This window comes from Streptomyces sp. NPDC017529 (genome assembly GCF_044329785.1).
Taxonomy (GTDB): Bacteria; Actinomycetota; Actinomycetes; order Streptomycetales; family Streptomycetaceae; genus Streptomyces.
The window spans coordinates 266,328-282,554 of the sequence record NZ_JBIRJY010000005.1; the positions used below are offsets into that span (position 1 = coordinate 266,328).

Annotated in this window: 16 protein-coding genes; 1 reads left to right on the forward strand and 15 read right to left on the reverse strand. The window is 72.4% G+C overall.

What is annotated here, in order from left to right; all coding sequences use genetic code 11:
• Both ACH4K4_RS14995 and pyrR read right to left on the reverse strand, forming a co-directional pair.
• On the reverse strand, positions 1 to 990 hold the full coding sequence (locus ACH4K4_RS14995; protein WP_398167537.1) for an aspartate carbamoyltransferase catalytic subunit: 990 nt from the start codon (positions 988 to 990) through the stop codon (positions 1 to 3).
• 93 nt (positions 991 to 1,083) lie between these two features.
• Positions 1,084 to 1,659 (reverse strand): bifunctional pyr operon transcriptional regulator/uracil phosphoribosyltransferase PyrR, encoded by a 576-nt coding sequence (gene pyrR, locus ACH4K4_RS15000; RefSeq protein WP_398167538.1) that lies wholly within the window; start codon positions 1,657 to 1,659, stop codon positions 1,084 to 1,086.
• A gap of 195 nt (positions 1,660 to 1,854) precedes the next feature.
• Here pyrR and bldD point away from each other — a divergent pair, with 195 nt between their 5' ends.
• Complete coding sequence (bldD, locus tag ACH4K4_RS15005) at positions 1,855 to 2,355, forward strand: transcriptional regulator BldD (protein WP_003982726.1); 501 nt, start codon at positions 1,855 to 1,857, stop codon at positions 2,353 to 2,355.
• A gap of 207 nt (positions 2,356 to 2,562) precedes the next feature.
• On the opposite strand, the gene nusB is transcribed toward bldD, so the two are convergent.
• From nusB to ACH4K4_RS15070, 13 genes are all read right to left on the reverse strand, one after another.
• On the reverse strand, positions 2,563 to 2,997 hold the full coding sequence (nusB, locus tag ACH4K4_RS15010) for a transcription antitermination factor NusB (RefSeq protein WP_398167539.1): 435 nt from the start codon (positions 2,995 to 2,997) through the stop codon (positions 2,563 to 2,565).
• 2 nt (positions 2,998 to 2,999) lie between these two features.
• A complete protein-coding gene (gene efp / locus ACH4K4_RS15015; RefSeq protein WP_398167541.1) occupies positions 3,000 to 3,566 on the reverse strand; it encodes an elongation factor P in 567 nt (188 codons plus the stop codon).
• A 67-nt stretch (positions 3,567 to 3,633) separates the two neighbouring features.
• Complete coding sequence (locus tag ACH4K4_RS15020; RefSeq protein ID WP_398167542.1) at positions 3,634 to 4,740, reverse strand: aminopeptidase P family protein; 1,107 nt, start codon at positions 4,738 to 4,740, stop codon at positions 3,634 to 3,636.
• 103 nt (positions 4,741 to 4,843) lie between these two features.
• Positions 4,844 to 5,671 (reverse strand): Pro-rich N-terminal domain-containing protein, encoded by an 828-nt coding sequence (locus tag ACH4K4_RS15025; RefSeq protein ID WP_398167543.1) that lies wholly within the window; start codon positions 5,669 to 5,671, stop codon positions 4,844 to 4,846.
• Positions 5,672 to 5,914: 243 nt separating this feature from the next.
• Positions 5,915 to 6,352, reverse strand: a complete 438-nt coding sequence (gene aroQ / locus ACH4K4_RS15030; protein WP_398167544.1) for a type II 3-dehydroquinate dehydratase — start codon at positions 6,350 to 6,352, stop codon at positions 5,915 to 5,917.
• On the reverse strand, positions 6,349 to 8,016 hold the full coding sequence (gene aroB / locus ACH4K4_RS15035) for a 3-dehydroquinate synthase (protein ID WP_398167545.1): 1,668 nt from the start codon (positions 8,014 to 8,016) through the stop codon (positions 6,349 to 6,351). Before aroB ends, aroQ begins: the two co-directional genes overlap by 4 nt.
• On the reverse strand, positions 8,013 to 9,197 hold the full coding sequence (aroC, locus tag ACH4K4_RS15040) for a chorismate synthase (RefSeq protein WP_398167547.1): 1,185 nt from the start codon (positions 9,195 to 9,197) through the stop codon (positions 8,013 to 8,015). The genes aroB and aroC overlap by 4 nt, the downstream gene beginning before the upstream one ends.
• A gap of 122 nt (positions 9,198 to 9,319) precedes the next feature.
• Positions 9,320 to 10,159: a shikimate dehydrogenase gene (locus tag ACH4K4_RS15045; protein ID WP_398167549.1), complete on the reverse strand. Its 840-nt coding sequence runs from the start codon at positions 10,157 to 10,159 to the stop codon at positions 9,320 to 9,322.
• A gap of 102 nt (positions 10,160 to 10,261) precedes the next feature.
• Positions 10,262 to 12,049 carry an endolytic transglycosylase MltG gene (gene mltG / locus ACH4K4_RS15050; protein WP_398167550.1) on the reverse strand — a complete coding sequence of 596 codons (1,788 nt, stop codon included), beginning with the start codon at positions 12,047 to 12,049 and terminating at the stop codon, positions 10,262 to 10,264.
• Between the two features lie 127 nt (positions 12,050 to 12,176).
• On the reverse strand, positions 12,177 to 12,641 hold the full coding sequence (ruvX, locus tag ACH4K4_RS15055) for a Holliday junction resolvase RuvX (RefSeq protein ID WP_360135899.1): 465 nt from the start codon (positions 12,639 to 12,641) through the stop codon (positions 12,177 to 12,179).
• A gap of 13 nt (positions 12,642 to 12,654) precedes the next feature.
• The gene (gene alaS, locus ACH4K4_RS15060) at positions 12,655 to 15,324 is read right to left on the reverse strand and encodes an alanine--tRNA ligase (protein WP_398167552.1); all 2,670 of its coding nucleotides are present in this window, start codon (positions 15,322 to 15,324) and stop codon (positions 12,655 to 12,657) included.
• Complete coding sequence (locus ACH4K4_RS15065; RefSeq protein WP_398167554.1) at positions 15,324 to 15,677, reverse strand: DUF6167 family protein; 354 nt, start codon at positions 15,675 to 15,677, stop codon at positions 15,324 to 15,326. The genes alaS and ACH4K4_RS15065 overlap by 1 nt, the downstream gene beginning before the upstream one ends.
• 8 nt (positions 15,678 to 15,685) lie before the next feature.
• Positions 15,686 to 16,120: a DUF948 domain-containing protein gene (locus ACH4K4_RS15070; RefSeq protein WP_398024852.1), complete on the reverse strand. Its 435-nt coding sequence runs from the start codon at positions 16,118 to 16,120 to the stop codon at positions 15,686 to 15,688.
• Positions 16,121 to 16,227: the final 107 nt, after the last annotated feature.

Here is a 16,227-nt window from a genome sequence, read left to right on the forward strand (position 1 = left end):
TTACTTGCTCTCCTCGGTACGCGCGGCGGCGGTAGGGGCGGTGGTGGTAACGGCGGGTTCGTTGCCGCCCAGCAGCAGGTACAGGACGGCCATCCGGATGCTGACGCCGTTGGCCACCTGCTCGACGGCGGTGCAGCGCGGCGAGTCGGCGACCTCGGCGGTGATCTCCATGCCGCGGTTCATCGGCCCGGGGTGCATCACGATGGCGTGGTCGGGCATCCGGCCCATCCGGTCGCCGTCCAGGCCGTAGCGCCGGGCGTACTCCCGCTCGGTGGGGAAGAAGGCGGCGTTCATGCGCTCGCGCTGGACGCGCAGCATCATGACCGCGTCCGACTTGGTCAGCACCGCGTCCAGGTCGTAGCTGACCTCGCAGGGCCACCGCTCGACGCCGATCGGCACCAGCGTGGGCGGCGCGACCAGCGTCACCTCGGCGCCCAGCGTGGTCAGCAGATGGACGTTGGAGCGGGCCACCCGGCTGTGCAGGATGTCGCCGACGATGGTGATGTGGCGCCCGGACAGGTCCTGTCCCGTGCCGTCGGTCAGGTGCCGGCGCATGGTGAAGGCGTCCAGCAGCGCCTGGGTGGGGTGCTCGTGGGTGCCGTCGCCGGCGTTGACGACCGAGCCGCCGATCCAGCCGGAGGTCGCGAGGCGGTGCGGGGCGCCGGAGTCGCCGTGCCGGATGACGACGGCGTCCGCGCCCATCGCCTCCAGGGTCAGCGCGGTGTCCTTGAGGGACTCGCCCTTGGAGACGGACGAGCCCTTCGCGGAGAAGTTGATGACGTCCGCCGAGAGCCGCTTGGCGGCGGCCTCGAAGGAGATGCGGGTGCGCGTGGAGTCCTCGAAGAAGAGGTTGACGACGGTGCGCCCGCGCAGCGTGGGGAGCTTCTTGATCGGCCGGTCCGCGACCCGGGCCATCTCCTCGGCGGTGTCGAGGATCAGGACGGCGTCGTCGCGCGTGAGGTCGGCGGCCGAGATGAGGTGACGCTTCATCCGGTTTTCTCCGTGAGTGATGGAGGTATACGGGTATGTCCGTCGAGCAGGCATGGGTACGGGCCCGGCCGAACCGGGTCCGTCCGCGGAGTGCTACTGCTCGCCGGCCGGGGCGGTCTGCTTGATGCCGAGCAGCACGGCGTCCCGGCCGTCCTCCTCGGTGAGCTGGACCTTGACCGTCTCCCGCAGCGACGTGGGGAGGTTCTTGCCTACGTAGTCGGCACGGATCGGCAGTTCGCGGTGACCGCGGTCGACGAGGACCGCGAGCTGCACGGCGCGCGGCCGGCCGATGTCGTTCAGGGCGTCGAGGGCGGCACGGATCGTACGGCCGGAGAAGAGCACGTCGTCGACGAGGAGAACCACCCGGCCCTCGATGCCGTCGCCGGGGATGTCGGTGCGCGCGAGGGCGCGGGCCGGGCCCAGGCGCAGGTCGTCGCGGTACATGGTGATGTCCAGCGAGCCGACCGGGACGGCGCGTCCGGTGATCTCCTGGAGTTTGGCGGCCAGCCGGCGGGCGAGAAAGACCCCGCGGGTGGGAATGCCGAGGAGCACCACGTCGTCGGCGCCCTTGGCGCGTTCGACGATTTCGTGGGCGATGCGGGTCAGCATGCGCGTGATGTCCGGGCCTTCGAGGACCGGACGCGCAGCATTGGAGCTGTGGGCGTCCATACGAAACGGACCTCCTTCTCCGCCTCACGGGACGGACTTTAAAGGACGTCGGAATTACGCCCTCCACGGTACCAGGACCAGGGCAGGGCCCCGACAACACCCCTTCGGGGCCACCGTGTGACTCATTCGGCTTGACGAAGCCAAATTACGCTGCGTAACCTCACAGTGAGTTACCAGTCTCGTCCGGGGAGCTTTATGTCCAGCGAATACGCCAAACAGCTCGGGGCCAAGCTCCGCGCCATCCGCACCCAGCAGGGCCTCTCTCTCCACGGCGTCGAGGAGAAGTCCCAGGGCCGCTGGAAGGCCGTGGTGGTGGGTTCGTACGAGCGCGGCGACCGTGCCGTGACCGTGCAGCGCCTGGCCGAGCTGGCCGACTTCTACGGCGTGCCGGTGCAGGAGCTGCTGCCGGGCACGACGCCGGGCGGTGCGGCCGAGCCGCCGCCGAAGCTGGTGCTGGACCTGGAGCGCCTGGCGCACGTCCCCGCCGAGAAGGCCGGGCCGCTGCAGCGCTACGCCGCCACGATCCAGAGCCAGCGCGGTGATTACAACGGCAAGGTCCTCTCGATCCGCCAGGACGACCTGCGCACCCTCGCGGTGATTTACGACCAGTCGCCCTCCGTGCTGACCGAGCAGCTGATCAGCTGGGGTGTGCTGGACGCCGACGCGCGCCGCGCGGTGCAGCACGAGGACATCTGACGCACGGGCGTCACCTGAAGAAACGTACCGCCGCTCCGGGGCCGCCCCGGAGCGGCGGTTTTCTCATGGCCGCTCCCCTGGCGCCACAGGGCCCCGCGGGCCCTCTCGCGGCCTCCCAGCGGCCTCCCGGCCCCCCGGCCCCGCGCATGCGAACGGGCCCGGGGCGCACTGCGCGCCCCGGGCCCGTTCACGGGATCCACCGCCACCTCAGCGCGTATCGCGCCGCAGGCCCGGCTTCAGTTCTTTCAGACGGGCGAGCAGCCCGTTGACGAAGGCCGGGGAGTCGTCCGTGGAGAACTCCTTGGCCAGCTGCACCGCCTCGTCGATCGCCACCGCGTCCGGAGTCTCGTCCACCCAGATCAGCTCGTACGCGCCGAGCCGCAGGACGTTGCGGTCGACCACCGGCATCCGGTCCAGCGGCCAGTCGACGGAGTAGTCGGCGATCAGATCGTCGATGCGGTCGACGTACTCCGCGTACCCCTCGACCAGTTGCAGGGTGTACTCGTTGACCGGCGGCTGCCGGGGGTCGGTCCGGGCGTGCCGCATCCAGTCCGCGAGCACGGACTGCACGTCGGCACCGCGCTGGTCGGCCTCGAAGAGGATCTGGAAGGCGCGCTTGCGGGCCTTGTTGCGGGCGGCCACGGTTAGCTGTTCACCCGGCCGAGGTACTCGCCGGAGCGGGTGTCGACCTTGATCTTCTCGCCGGTCGTGATGAAGAGCGGCACCTGGATCTGGTAGCCGGTCTCCAGCGTGGCGGGCTTGGTGCCACCGGTGGAGCGGTCGCCCTGGACGCCCGGCTCGGTCTCGGCGATGACCAGCTCGACGGCGGCCGGCAGCTCGACGTAGAGCACCTCGCCCTCGTGCTGGGCCACGACGGCCTCGAAGCCTTCGAGCAGGTAGTTGGCGGCGTCGCCGACCGTCTTGCGGTCGACGTGCAGCTGGTCGTAGGTGTCCATGTCCATGAAGACGAAGTACTCGCCGTCCATGTACGAGAACTGCATCCCGCGCTTGTCGACAGTAGCCGTCTCGACCTTCACGCCGGCGTTGAAGGTCTTGTCCACCACCTTGCCGGACAGCACGTTCTTGAGCTTGGTGCGGACGAAGGCGGGGCCCTTGCCGGGCTTGACGTGCTGGAACTCGACGACGGACCAGAGCTGGCCGCCTTCGAGCTTGAGCACCAGGCCGTTCTTGAGGTCGTTCGTGGAAGCCACGGTTGCGGAATCTCCTGGACTGCGGGTGGTGGGACCCCGGGGACGCACGCGCCGAACCGGGTCCGGCTCAGAGCGCGAGCAGCTCCTTGGTCGTGATCGTGAGTAGCTCGGGCCCGCCGTCCGCCTCGGGGCGGACGACGAGTGTGTCGTCGATGCGGACGCCGCCGCGGCCCGGGATGTGAACCCCCGGATCGACGGTGACCGGCACGCAAGCGTCCAGTTTACCCATGGCCGCAGGTGACAGCCGAGGGTCCTCGTCGATTTCGAGTCCGACACCGTGTCCGGTGCTCGCCTTGAGCCGCTCGCCGTGCCCCGCGCCGACCAGCACCTGGCGTGCGGCGCGGTCCACCTCGCGGCACTCCACACCGGGCGCCAGCGTCTCCCGCCCGGCCCGCTGGGCTGCGAAGACGAGGTCGTACAGCTCGATCTGCCAGTCCGCCGGCGTGGTGCCGACGACGAACGTACGGCCGATCTCGCAGCGGTAACCCCGGTAGTTCGCGCCGAGGTTGACGGACAGGAAGTCCCCCTCCTCGACGCGCCGGTCGGTGGGCAGGTGCCCGGGACGCCCCGCGTGCGGTCCGGCGGCGACCGAGGTGGGGAAGGCGGGGCCGTCCGCGCCGTGGTCCACCAGGCGGCGCTCCAGTTCCAGGGAGAGGTGCCGCTCGGTGCGGCCCACCAGAATCGACTCCAGCAGCTCGCCGAGGGCCTGGTCGGTGATCTCGGCGGCGATCCGCAGGCAGGCGATCTCCTCGTCGTCCTTGACGACCCGCTGCGCCTCGACGGCGCGGGCCAGGTCGGCGAGCCGCAGCCGCGGCGCGACCTGGGCCAGCGCGCGGTGCCGGGCGACCGTCAGGTGGTGCTCCTCGACGGCGAGCGAACCGGCCCCGGCCCGTACGGCCTCGTCGGCGGCGGCGACGACCGGGTCGCCGTCCCTGGCCGGCAGCTCGGACACCCGCAGCTCCCCGGCGGGCCGCCCCTCGGCGGGGTCGCCGCTCGGCGGCCCCGCGGTCAGCAGGAGGTCGCCGGCCGGGCCCAGCAGCAGCGCCGCCCCCGGCGGCGCGCAGCCCGTGAGATAGCGGACGTTGGCGGGACGCGAGATCAGCGCCGCGGCGCTGCCGGCGGCGGCGCAGCGGTCGCGCAGCCGTGTACGCCGGGCCGAGTACAGCTCGCTCATGCACCGAGCGTACGGGCCTTGAGCGGACCCGGCCGGTCGGGCGGGTCCGGCCGGGCGACCGCGGGACGCGGGTCCGGCGCCCCGTCCGGCCGGGGCCGGGCCGCTACCAGCTCGGCGGGCTCGCGATGCTGCGGGCCACGACGTCGTCCAGGATGCCGGCCGTGGTGGGCACATCCTGCGCGGAGTTGTCGATGATGGGCAGGCCGGAGCCATACCAGCCCGCCATCCGGCCGTGGATGCGGGCGACCTCCTCGTCGGAGAGGCGGCGGTTGCCCGTACGGCGGGCGTTGCGCTCCAGGACGATCTCCAGGCCCGGCAGCAGCACGATCGGCAGCAGCCCGGGGCCCACGTGGCGCTTCCAGCCGCCGAGGCCGATGACCGGGCGGTCGGGGAAGACCGCGTCGTCGAGGATGCAGGAGATGCCGTTGGCGAGGAAGTTGCGGGCCGCGAAGCCGCAGGTGCGGCGGGCGAGGCGGTACTGCGCCTCGGAGTGGTCGTTCCAGCCCGACTGCGGGTCGGCGAAGCCGGACCGTACCCATTCGCGGACGTCGTCGAGGCTGATGTGCGCGGTGGGCACCCGGCGGGTGTCGGCCCAGTGCCGGGCGACGCTGGTCTTGCCGGCCCCGGCCGGGCCGATGAGCAGCACCGCGACGGCGGCGTGCGCGGCGTCCTGCGCGGAGGCGCCGGCGGGCGGGCTGGGCAGTGCGACGGGGGCGCCGGGCGGGAGCTGGACGTGGCCGGTGGCCTCGGCGGGGGGCGGCGCGGTCGGCGCGCCGTGCGGCGGCGCGGGCCAGCCCGGCGCGGGCGGGGCGGCGGGCGGCTGGTGCGGCGGTATGGGGTGGCCGGGGCCCGGCGTCCAGCTCATCGCGGCTGCCGGCCCCGGCACCTGTCCGTGCGGCGGTGGCAGCGGAGCCCCCACTGCGTGCTGCATCCGGTGGCTCTCCGTCTCGTGCGGTCGGTCTGGTGGCTCGCACCCGGCGCGCGGTACGGGCGGGGCGTGCGCCGTACGGTGCTCGCGGGTGCGGCGCGCCGGGTGTCCGGCCCGGGCGGGCCGACGGCGTCGTCCGCCGAACGGTACCCGCAGAAGGTGGCGACAGTCCTCCCGGAGCCCTGGGCGGCAGGCCGCCCAGGGCGTCGGCGGAGCGACGGCCGGGGGTGGCGCGGGGCGCGGTGGTCAGCCGGCGAGTTCGGCCGCGAGCGCGCGCAGCGCGAGGTCGTACGAGCCGATGCCGAAGCCCGCGACCGTACCGCTGGCGACCGCCGCGATCACCGAGGTGTGGCGGAACTCCTCGCGGGCGTACGGGTTGGAGATGTGCACCTCGATCAGCGGCGCCGTGCGCTGGGCCGCGGCGTCCCGCATCGCGTACGAATAGTGCGTGAACGCGCCGGGGTTGACGACGACCGGGATCCGCCCGTCCGCCGCCTCGTGCAGCCAGCGGATCATCTCGCCCTCGTCGTTGGTCTCCCGGACCTCGGCCGCGAGGCCCAGCTCGGCGCCGAGCGCGGTGCACCGCTCGACCAGACCGGCGTAGGACGTGGCGCCGTACACGTCGGGCTCGCGGGAGCCCAGGCGGCCGAGGTTGGGCCCGTTGAGGACCAGGACGCGCCTCATGCGGCGATCTCGGCGTGCGCGGCGAGCAGCATGGCCGGGTCGGGGCCTTCCAGGACGGTGGGCTTGGCCAGGCCGTCCAGGACGATGAAGCGCAGCCGGTCGCCGCGCGTCTTCTTGTCCACCTTCATCGTCTCCAGCAGCTTGGGCCACTGGTCGCCCCGGTAGGTGAGCGGCAGGCCGAGGGCGCCCAGCACGGCGCGGTGCCGGTCGGCGGTCGCGTCGTCCAGCCGACCGGCGATCCGGCCGAGTTCGGCGGCGAAGACCATGCCGACGGAGACCGCGGCGCCGTGCCGCCAGTTGTAGCGCTCGTTCTTCTCGATGGCGTGCGCCAGGGTGTGCCCGTAGTTGAGGATCTCGCGCAGCCCGGACTCCTTGAGGTCGGCGGAGACGACCTCGGCCTTGACCCGGATGGCGCGCTCTATCAGCTCGGCGGTGTGCGGCCCGTCGGGGCGCTTGGCGCCCTCGGGGTCGGACTCGATCAGTTCCAGGATCGCCGGGTCGGCGATGAAGCCCGCCTTGACGACCTCGGCGAGCCCGGAGACGTAGTCGTGGACCGGGAGGGAGTCCAGCGCGGCCAGGTCGCACAGCACGCCGGCCGGCGGGTGGAAGGCGCCGACCAGGTTCTTGCCCTCGGCGGTGTTGATGCCGGTCTTGCCGCCGACCGCGGCGTCCACCATGCCGAGCACGGTGGTCGGCACGGCGATCCAGCGCACCCCGCGCAGCCAGGTCGCGGCGACGAAGCCCGCGACGTCCGTGGTGGCGCCGCCGCCGACGCCCACGATGACGTCGGTGCGGGTGAAGCCGGTCTGGCCCAGCGCCTTCCAGCAGTACGCGGCGACCTCGGCGGTCTTGGCCTCCTCGGCGTTGGGCAGCTGGACGGCGATGGCCTCGTACCCCTGGCCCGCCAGGTCCTCGCGCAGCGCCTCGCCGGTCGCGGCCAGCGCTTCCGGGTGCAGCACGGCGACGCGCTTGGCCTTCTTGCCGATCAGGCCCGCCAGCTCGCCCAGCAGCTGCCGGCCGACCAGGACCTCGTACGGGTCGGTGCCCGCGGTGCCGCCGACCTGGATACGGGTGGCCTGCTCCGTCACGGGTGTTCCTCTCTCCCGGGCGCGCCGGGAGCCGCGGCGTCCGCCGCCGGCGTCCCGGCCTCCGGTGGTGTGTAGCTGCAATGCGTCCAGTACGGCTTCGGCGACCTCTTCGGGCGTCCGGCCGTCCGTGCCGACCACGGCGCGCGCGACCTCCGTGTACAGCGGGCGGCGCGCCTCCATCAGCTCGCGCCATCGCTGCCGGGGGTTGACGGCGAGCAGCGGGCGCGGCGCGTCCAGCCCCACCCGCCGTACGGCGTCGGCCAGCTGCACGTCCAGGAAGACGACCGGCAGGCCGGACAGCAGGGCACGGGTGCCCTCGTCCATGATCGCGCCGCCGCCGAGCGAGAGCACCCCGGGGTGGCTCTCGACCGCGGCGCGCACGGCCCGCCGCTCCAGCTCGCGGAAGTGCGGCTCGCCCTGGTCGATGAAGATCTCCGGGATGGGCTTGCCCGCGCCCGCCTCGATGTCCGCGTCGGTGTCGCGGTACCCGGCGCCGAGCCGCTCGGCCAGCAGGGCCCCCACGGTGGACTTCCCCGCGCCCGGGGGGCCCACCAGCACCACGAGCGGCGGCGTCACTTGATCGCCAGGCCGTCGAGGAAGGACCGTACGTTGCGGCGGGTCTCCGGCACGCTGTCGCCGCCGAACTTCTCCGCCACCGCGTCCGCCAGCACCAGCGCGACCATCGCCTCCGCGACGATGCCGGCCGCGGGGACCGCGCACACGTCGGAGCGCTGGTGGTGCGCCTGCGTCGCCTCGCCGGTGGCGACGTCGACGGTGGCCAGGGCGCGCGGAACGGTCGCGATGGGCTTCATCGCGGCCCGGACGCGCAGCAGCTCGCCGGTGGACAGGCCGCCCTCGGTGCCGCCGGAGCGGCCGGTCGTACGGCGGATCCCCTCGTCGGTCGAGACGATCTCGTCGTGCGCCTTGGAGCCGGGCACCCGGGCCAGGTCGAAGCCGTCGCCGACCTCGACGCCCTTGATGGCCTGGATGCCCATGAGGGCACCGGCCAGCCGCGCGTCCAGCCGCCGGTCCCAGTGGACGTGCGAGCCGAGGCCGACGGGCACGCCGTACGCCAGCACCTCGACGACGCCGCCGAGGGTGTCGCCGTCCTTGTGGGCCTGGTCGATCTCGGCGACCATCGCCGCGCTCGCCTCGGGGTCCAGGCAGCGCACCGGGTCGGCGTCGAGCCGCTCCACGTCCGAGGGCTTGGGGACCACGCCATAGGGGGCCTTCGCGGCGGCCAGCTCGACCACGTGCGAGACGATCTCGATGCCGGCCGTCTCCTTGAGGAAGGAGCGGGCGACCGTGCCGAGCGCGACGCGGGCCGCGGTCTCGCGGGCGGAGGCGCGCTCCAGGATCGGGCGGGCCTCGTCGAAACCGTACTTCTGCATGCCGGCGAGGTCGGCGTGGCCGGGGCGGGGCCGGGTCAGCGGGGCGTTACGGGCCAGTTCGGCCAGCTCCGCCTCGTCGACCGGATCGGCCGCCATGACCTTCTCCCACTTGGGCCACTCGGTGTTCCCGACCATGATCGCGACGGGCGAGCCCAGGGTGCGTCCGTGCCGGACACCGCCGAGGAAGGTGACCTCGTCGCGCTCGAACTTCATGCGGGCACCGCGGCCATAGCCGAGCCGGCGACGGGCCAGGGCGTCCGCCACCATGTCCGTGGTGATCGGGACGCCGGCCGGGAGGCCCTCCAGCGTCGCCACGAGTGCGGGGCCGTGCGACTCCCCCGCCGTCAGCCAGCGCAACCTGCTCAACGATGCTCCTCATGTCCTGCTACTGCGCGAACAGTCTTCCCCTGATCCTCCCACGTCCGCCGCCCCGTCCCGTCTCCCGTCCAGGGAGCGGACCGGTGCCGGCGGCGGGCACAACGCGCAGGTCACCTGCGGGCGAGCGCCGTCTCGCCCGCCGCGCGCATCGCCGCCAGCGGCACGGGCGACCGCCCCGTCATCTGCTCCACCTGGAGGACGGCCTGGTGGACGAGCAGGTCCAGGCCGCCCACGACCGCGCCGCCGCGTGCGCCCCAGGCCGCGGCCAGGTCGGTCGGCCACGGCTCGTACAGCACGTCGAAGAGGGTGCCGGGCCGCTCGGGCACGGCACCGGCCAGTGCGTCGGTGGTACCGGCCGGGGTGGTCGCGATCACCAGGGGCGCGTCGAGGGCGGCGGCCGCCAGGGACCAGTCGGCGGTGCGAACGTTCACGCCCAGCCGCTCGCCCCAGCCGCGCATCTCCGCCGCCCGCGCCTCGCTGCGCACGTAGGCGGTCACCTCGCCGGTGCAGATCGTGGAGAGGGCCGCGAGCGCGGAGGAGGCGGTGGCGCCCGCGCCCAGCACCGCGGCGCTGCCGACCTGCTGCACGCCGCGTTCGCGCAGCGCGGCCAGCATGCCCGGGATGTCGGTGTTGTCGCCGGTGCGCCGCCCGTCCCCGGTGAAGACGACGGTGTTGACGGCCTCGACGGAGGCGGCGGTGTCGCTGACCGAGTCCAGCAGCGGGATCACCGCCCGCTTGAGCGGCATGGTCAGCGAGAGCCCCGCCCAGCTGCCGTCCAGCTGCGCCAGGAAGCCGGGCAGCGCCGCCTCGTCGATCTCGTGGCGGCCGTACTCCCAGCCGGCCAGGCCCAGTTCGGCGTAGGCGGCCCGGTGCAGGACCGGGGAGAGGGAATGGGCGATGGGCGACCCCAGGACCGCCGCTCGGTGGCGGCCCTCGACTGCACTGGACATGGTGCTCCTCAGCTCGGACCCGCGAAACGATAGACGAACCGCGCGGGACGGCCGAGGCGCGCCCCCCGGCCGGCGCGCGGAGGGGGCGGGGGCCGGCTCCTGCTACTTGTGCTTGCGCTTGTTGAACTCCGCGACCAGCTTCTCGTGGTCCTTGAGGTTGGTCGTGAAGTCGGTCTTCTTCCCGTCGATCGAGATGAAGAACAGCCACTTGGCGCTGTCGTCGGGGTCGATCGACGCCTTCAGCGCGTCCTCGCCGGGGTTGCCGATCGGGCCGGGCGGCAGGCCCTTGTAGAAGTAGGTGTTGTACGGGTCGTCGAAGTTGCGGATCTCGCGCGTACTGATGTCGATCTTGCTCTGGTTCTTCAGGTAGTTGTACGTCGAGTCGAATTCGAGCTTCTGGTTCGTGATCGTGTTGCTCGGCGCGAGCCGGTTGTAGACGACCGCCGCCATCTTCCTGAAGTCGTCGTGCGTGATGCCCTCGGCCTGGGTGAGGCTGGCGACCGTGATCAGGTCCAGCGGCGACTTGAGGTTGAGCTTCCTCGCGTTCTCCTCCAGGTCGTACTTGGCGTACTCCCGGTTGGCCCTGGCCACCATTTCCTTCAGGACGTCCGCCGGCTTCGCCTTGCCGCTGACGCTGTACGTCGAGGGGTAGAGGAAGCCCTCCAGCGGGTCCTTGATCTTCGGGTTGCCGTTCGCCCAGGACGGCAGGCCCAGGTTCTTCGCCTCGGCGGCGGCGACGTCCTTGGTCGTACCGGGCTTGAGGCGGAGCTTCTTGTCGATCAGCTCGTAGACCTTGCCGTTGCGCAGGCCCTCGCTGACCGTGAGGCCGTTGCGGCTCTTGGGGTCGAGCATGAGCTTGAGGGCGGACGCCGCCGACATCTGCTTGCGCAGCGAGTAGGCGCCGGGCTGGAGGCGCTTGCCCTGGTCGCCCTCGCCCGCCGCCTCGGTGAACGCGTCGGCGCTCTTGACGACGCCCTCGCGTTTGAGGATCAGCCCCATGCCCATGACGGTGCTGTCCGGCGGGATCTGGACCTGCACCTCTCCGGTGCCCTCGCCCTCGTAGTCGGGGGCCGGGCCGAAGTGGCTCTTCCAGAAGTCGTAGCCGAAGTAGGCGACCCCGCCGCCGCCGACGACGAAGACGCCGGCGACGATCAGGCACGCCATGCGGCTGCGCTTCTTGCTCTTCTTGCCGCGGCGCTCCCGGCTGGCCCGGCGTTCCTCTCCGGGGTCCGTGTCGGCGTCGTCGTAGTCGTCGCCGTCCCGGTCGTCCTTGAAGAAGGAGTGCGCCGGCTCCCGTACCTGTTCGTCGTGCTCGGGGACCGGCTCGGCACGGAAGTCGTCGCCGGGCGGGGACGGGTGCGGCGGCTGGCGCAGCTGCTCGGGACGTACCGCATCGAACTGCGCGGTCTGGGCGACCTGGTCACCCTGGTCGCCCTGCCCTTGCTCGCCGTGCCGCCCTGCCTGCTGCTGACGCAGGTGCTGCGGCTGCGGCGGCGGGTACGCGTCCTGCGTGCCGTAGTAGTCGGGGCTCTGGCCGCTGTACGGGTCGACCGGCGGGTGCTGCCCGTACGGGTCGTACGGGGCACCGCCCTGGGAAGCGTCCCAGGCGCCGTTGTACTGCTGCTGCGGCGGGTAGGGGGCGGACAGCTCGTCCCACTGCGGCTGCTGCCCGTGCTGCGGCTGCTGCCCGTAGGGCGCCTGGTGACCGCCCTGCTGCTGCCCCCCGTAGGCGGCCTGCTGCTGCGGGCCGCCGTACCGGCCGTCGTGCTGCCCCCCGTAGGAACCTTGCTGAGGCTGTTGCGGCGGGCCTCCGTAGCGACCCTGGTCTCCGTAGAGAGGGTCCTCGGGATGCCACGGTTCGGAGCCGTAGCCCCGGCCATACTCAGTCATCGATCCCCTAGAGCCGCGAGGCGGTGCGCTCCTGGGTGGCAGCGCGCTGACTGTACCGTCCGCCTCTTACTGCACGCGCGGCTGTTCGATCCGCCGCTACGTCGCGCGGAACGTTACCGTACCGCGATCAGATGACCACTTCGACGCTCTCGCCCGGAGGTTCCCCAGACACCCGTTCGGTCTCCAGTGCGCTCTGCAGAATGACCACCGCAGCCGCCTGATCCACGACAGAACGGCCCTTCTTGCTCCGGACTCCGGAGGCACGCAACCCCTGCGTGGCTGTGACGGTTGTCATGCGCTCATCGACCAGGCGCACCCCCACCGGAGCGATCCCGCGCGCCATCTCCTGGGCGAAGGCCCGCACCTTGGCCGCGGCCGGCCCCTCTCCCCCGTTCAGGGAGCGGGGCAGGCCGACGACGACCTCGATGGGCTCGTACTCCTCGACGATCGCCCGCAGGCGCCGGTGCGCCGCCGGGACGTCACGTCCCGGCACCGTCTCCACGGGGGTCGCGAGGACCCCGTCGGGGTCGCACGAGGCGACCCCGATCCGGGCGTCCCCCACGTCGATGGCGAGGCGCCTGCCGCGCCGCATCCCACTCACGCGCTCAGGCCGCCTCGGCCACGAGGCGCTCGACGGCCTCGACGGCCTCGGGCACCGCGGCGGCGTTCTGGCCGCCGCCCTGGGCCACGTCCGGCTTGCCGCCACCGCCGCCGCCGAGCGTCTTGGCGGCGGTACGGACCAGGTCACCGGCCTTGATGCCGCGCTCGCGGGCGGCCTCGTTGGTGGCGATGACGGTCAGCGGGCGGCCGTTGGCCACCGTGAACAGGGCCACCACGACCGGGCGGTCGCCCGCGATGCGGCCGCGCACGTCCAGCACCAGCTTGCGCAGGTCGTCGGCGGAGGTGCCGTCGGCGACCTGGGCGGCGGCCAGCGCGACGCCCCGTACGTCCTTGGCGCCCTGGGCCAGCCCGGCGGCGGCCTGGAGGACCTTCTCCGCGCGGTAGCGCTCGATCTCCTTCTCGGCGTCCTTGAGCTTGGCCAGCACGCCGGAGATCTTCTCGGGCAGCTCCTCGGGCCGGCCCTTGACCAGCTCGGTCAGCTGCGAGACGACGGTGTGCTCGCGGGCCAGGAAGTTGTACGCGTCCACGCCGACCAGGGCCTCCACGCGGCGCACGCCGGAGCCGATGGAGGACTCGCCGAGCAGCTTGACCAGGCCCAGCTGGGCGGTGTTGGCCACGTGGGTGCCGCCGCACAGTTCCTTGGAGAAGTCGCCGATGGTCACCACGCGGACCCGGTCGCCGTACTTCTCGCCGAACTCGGCGATGGCGCCTTGCTTCTTGGCGTCCTCCATGCTCATGACCTCGGCCTGGACGTCCAGCTCGCGGGAGAGCACCTCGTTGATCCGCTGCTCGACGTCGGTCAGGACCGTGCCGGGCACGGCGGTCGGCGAGCCGAAGTCGAACCGGAAGCGGCCCGGGGAGTTCTCCGAACCGGCCTGGGCGGCGGTGGGGCCGAGCGCGTCGCGCAGCGCCTGGTGGGTGAGGTGGGTGGCGCTGTGGGCGCGGGCGATGGCCCGGCGGCGCTTGACGTCGATGACGGCGTACGCGGCGGAGCCGACCACGACCTCGCCGACCTGGACGACACCCTTGTGCACCGTGACGCCGGGCACCGGGCGCTGCACGTCGCGGACCTCGACGACGGCGCCCGACTCCAGCCGGATGCGGCCGGTGTCGGCGAGCTGGCCGCCGCCCTCGGCGTAGAAGGGGGTGCGGTCCAGGACGACCTCGACCTCGTCGCCCTCGTGCGCGGCGGGGGCGGCCACGCCATTGGCCAGCAGGCCCACGACGGTGGACTCGCCCTCGGTGGTCTCGTAGCCGGTGAAGACCGTGGCGCCGGACCGGTCGGCGACCTCTCGGTAGGCGGACAGGTCGGCGTGGCCGTGCTTCTTGGCCTGGGCGTCGGCCTTGGCGCGCTCCCGCTGCTCCTTCATCAGCCGGCGGAAGCCGTTCTCGTCCACCGAAAGGCCCTGTTCGGCGGCCATTTCGAGGGTGAGGTCGATGGGGAAGCCCCAGGTGTCGTGGAGCAGGAACGCCTTGTCGCCGGGGAGCACCGTGCCGCCGGCGGCCTTGGTCTCGGTGACGGCGGTGTCCAGGATGTTGGTGCCGGCCTTGAGCGTCTTGAGGAAGGCGGCCTCCTCGGCGAGGGCCACCGTCTCGATGCGCCTGCGGTCCTCCAGCAGCTCCGGGTACTGCTGGCCCATCGTCTTGACGACGACGTCCAGCAGGTCGGCGACGACCGGTCCGGTGGCGCCGAGCAGGCGCATGTTGCGGATGGCGCGGCGCATGATGCGGCGGAGCACGTAGCCGCGGCCCTCGTTGCCGGGGGTGACGCCGTCGCCGATGAGCATGGTGGAGGTGCGCATGTGGTCGGCGACCACGCGCAGCGACACGTCGCTGTCCTCGCCGGCGCCGTAGCGCACGCCGGTCAGCTCGCCGGCCTTGTCGATGACGACGCGCAGGGTGTCGGTCTCGTACATGTTGCGGACGCCCTGGAGGATCATCGCCAGGCGTTCCAGGCCGAGGCCGGTGTCGATGTTCTTGCTCGGCAGGTCGCCGAGGATCTCGAAGTCCTCCTTGCCGGTGCCCGCGCCGCGCTCGTACTGCATGAAGACCAGGTTCCAGATCTCCACGTACCGCTCGTCGTTGACGGCCGGGCCGCCCTCGATCCCGAACTCCGGGCCGCGGTCGTAGTTGATCTCGGAGCAGGGGCCGCACGGGCCCGGCACGCCCATGGACCAGTAGTTCTCCGACTTGCCCAGGCGCTGGATACGCTCCTTGGGCACCCCGACGACCTCGTGCCAGATGCGCTCGGCCTCGTCGTCGTCCAGGTAGACGGTGATCCAGAGCTTCTCCGGGTCCAGGCCGTAGCCGCCGTCCGCCTGCGAGCCGGTCAGCAGCTCCCAGGCGTGCTTGATGGCGCCTTCCTTGAAGTAGTCGCCGAAGGAGAAGTTGCCGCACATCTGGAAGAACGTGCCGTGCCGGGTGGTCTTGCCGACCTCTTCGATGTCCGGCGTGCGCACGCACTTCTGGACGCTGGTGGCGCGGGCGAAGGGCGGCTTGACCTCGCCGAGGAAGTACGGCTTGAAGGGCACCATGCCCGCGGGGACCAGCAGCAGCGTCGGGTCGTCCGCGATGAGCGACGCCGACGGCACGACGGTGTGCCCGCGCTCCTCGAAGAAGCGCAGCCAGCGGCGGCGGATTTCAGCCGACTCCATCAGTGGTCCTCATTTCCGGTCGGTCCGGTCGGTCCGGGTGTTCTCGTTCGGTGCTGCGTGATGCGGTACTGCGTCGTTTCGAGTGCGGCACGGCGGCTCGCGGGCGGCAGCTCGCGGGCGTCGCCCTGGTCCGTCAGGCCCAGCGCTTCGTGCAGCTGCCCCTCACGGTCCGCCATTCCCGTGCGTACGTCCAATGCAAATTGGCGCAGCCGGTGTCCGGTCTCGACGGCCTTGTCCGCTGCCTGTGCCGCGAGGCTGTCGGGCTGGAGCTTGCGGAGCTTGCGGTTGACCTTGGTGGTGGCCCAGACCCCGGCGGCGGCGCCGGTGGTGAACCAGAATGCGCGGCGGAACATCGCGGCGATCAGTCCTTGGAGCGACGGTTGCGGCGCCCGCCTCGGCGGGCTGCGGGCAGGGTACGGCCGACGACGGTGCGCTTCGGCTCGGGCGGCGCGCCCTTCTTGCCGATCGCGCGGCGTACGCCGTAACCGAACGCCGCGACCTTGACCAGCGGTCCGCCGAAAGCGGAGGAGACGGTCGAGGAGAGCGCGGAGGCGTTGGCGGTGACCTCCTGGACGTCGGAGGCGATCGCGTCGACGCGGGCGAGCTGGGTGTGCGCGGAGCGGACGGTCGCGGACGCGTCGGCCAGGAGCGGTACGGCTTGTTCGGACACCTCGGAGACCATCTTGGTCGTCGCCCTGAGCGTCTGCGCGAGCCTCACCAGCACGAGGGCGAGGAAGGACACGAGGATCGCCCAGAAGACGGCCACGAGGATCCCGGCCACCTCTCCACCGGACACGTTGGCACCACTCTCCGACTGACTTGGTCTGGTTCTCGTCCTGCTCGAACGGCAGGTCCTGAGCCTATCGCGCCACGGCCGTCCGCCCGCACCGCGTCCGCCGTGCG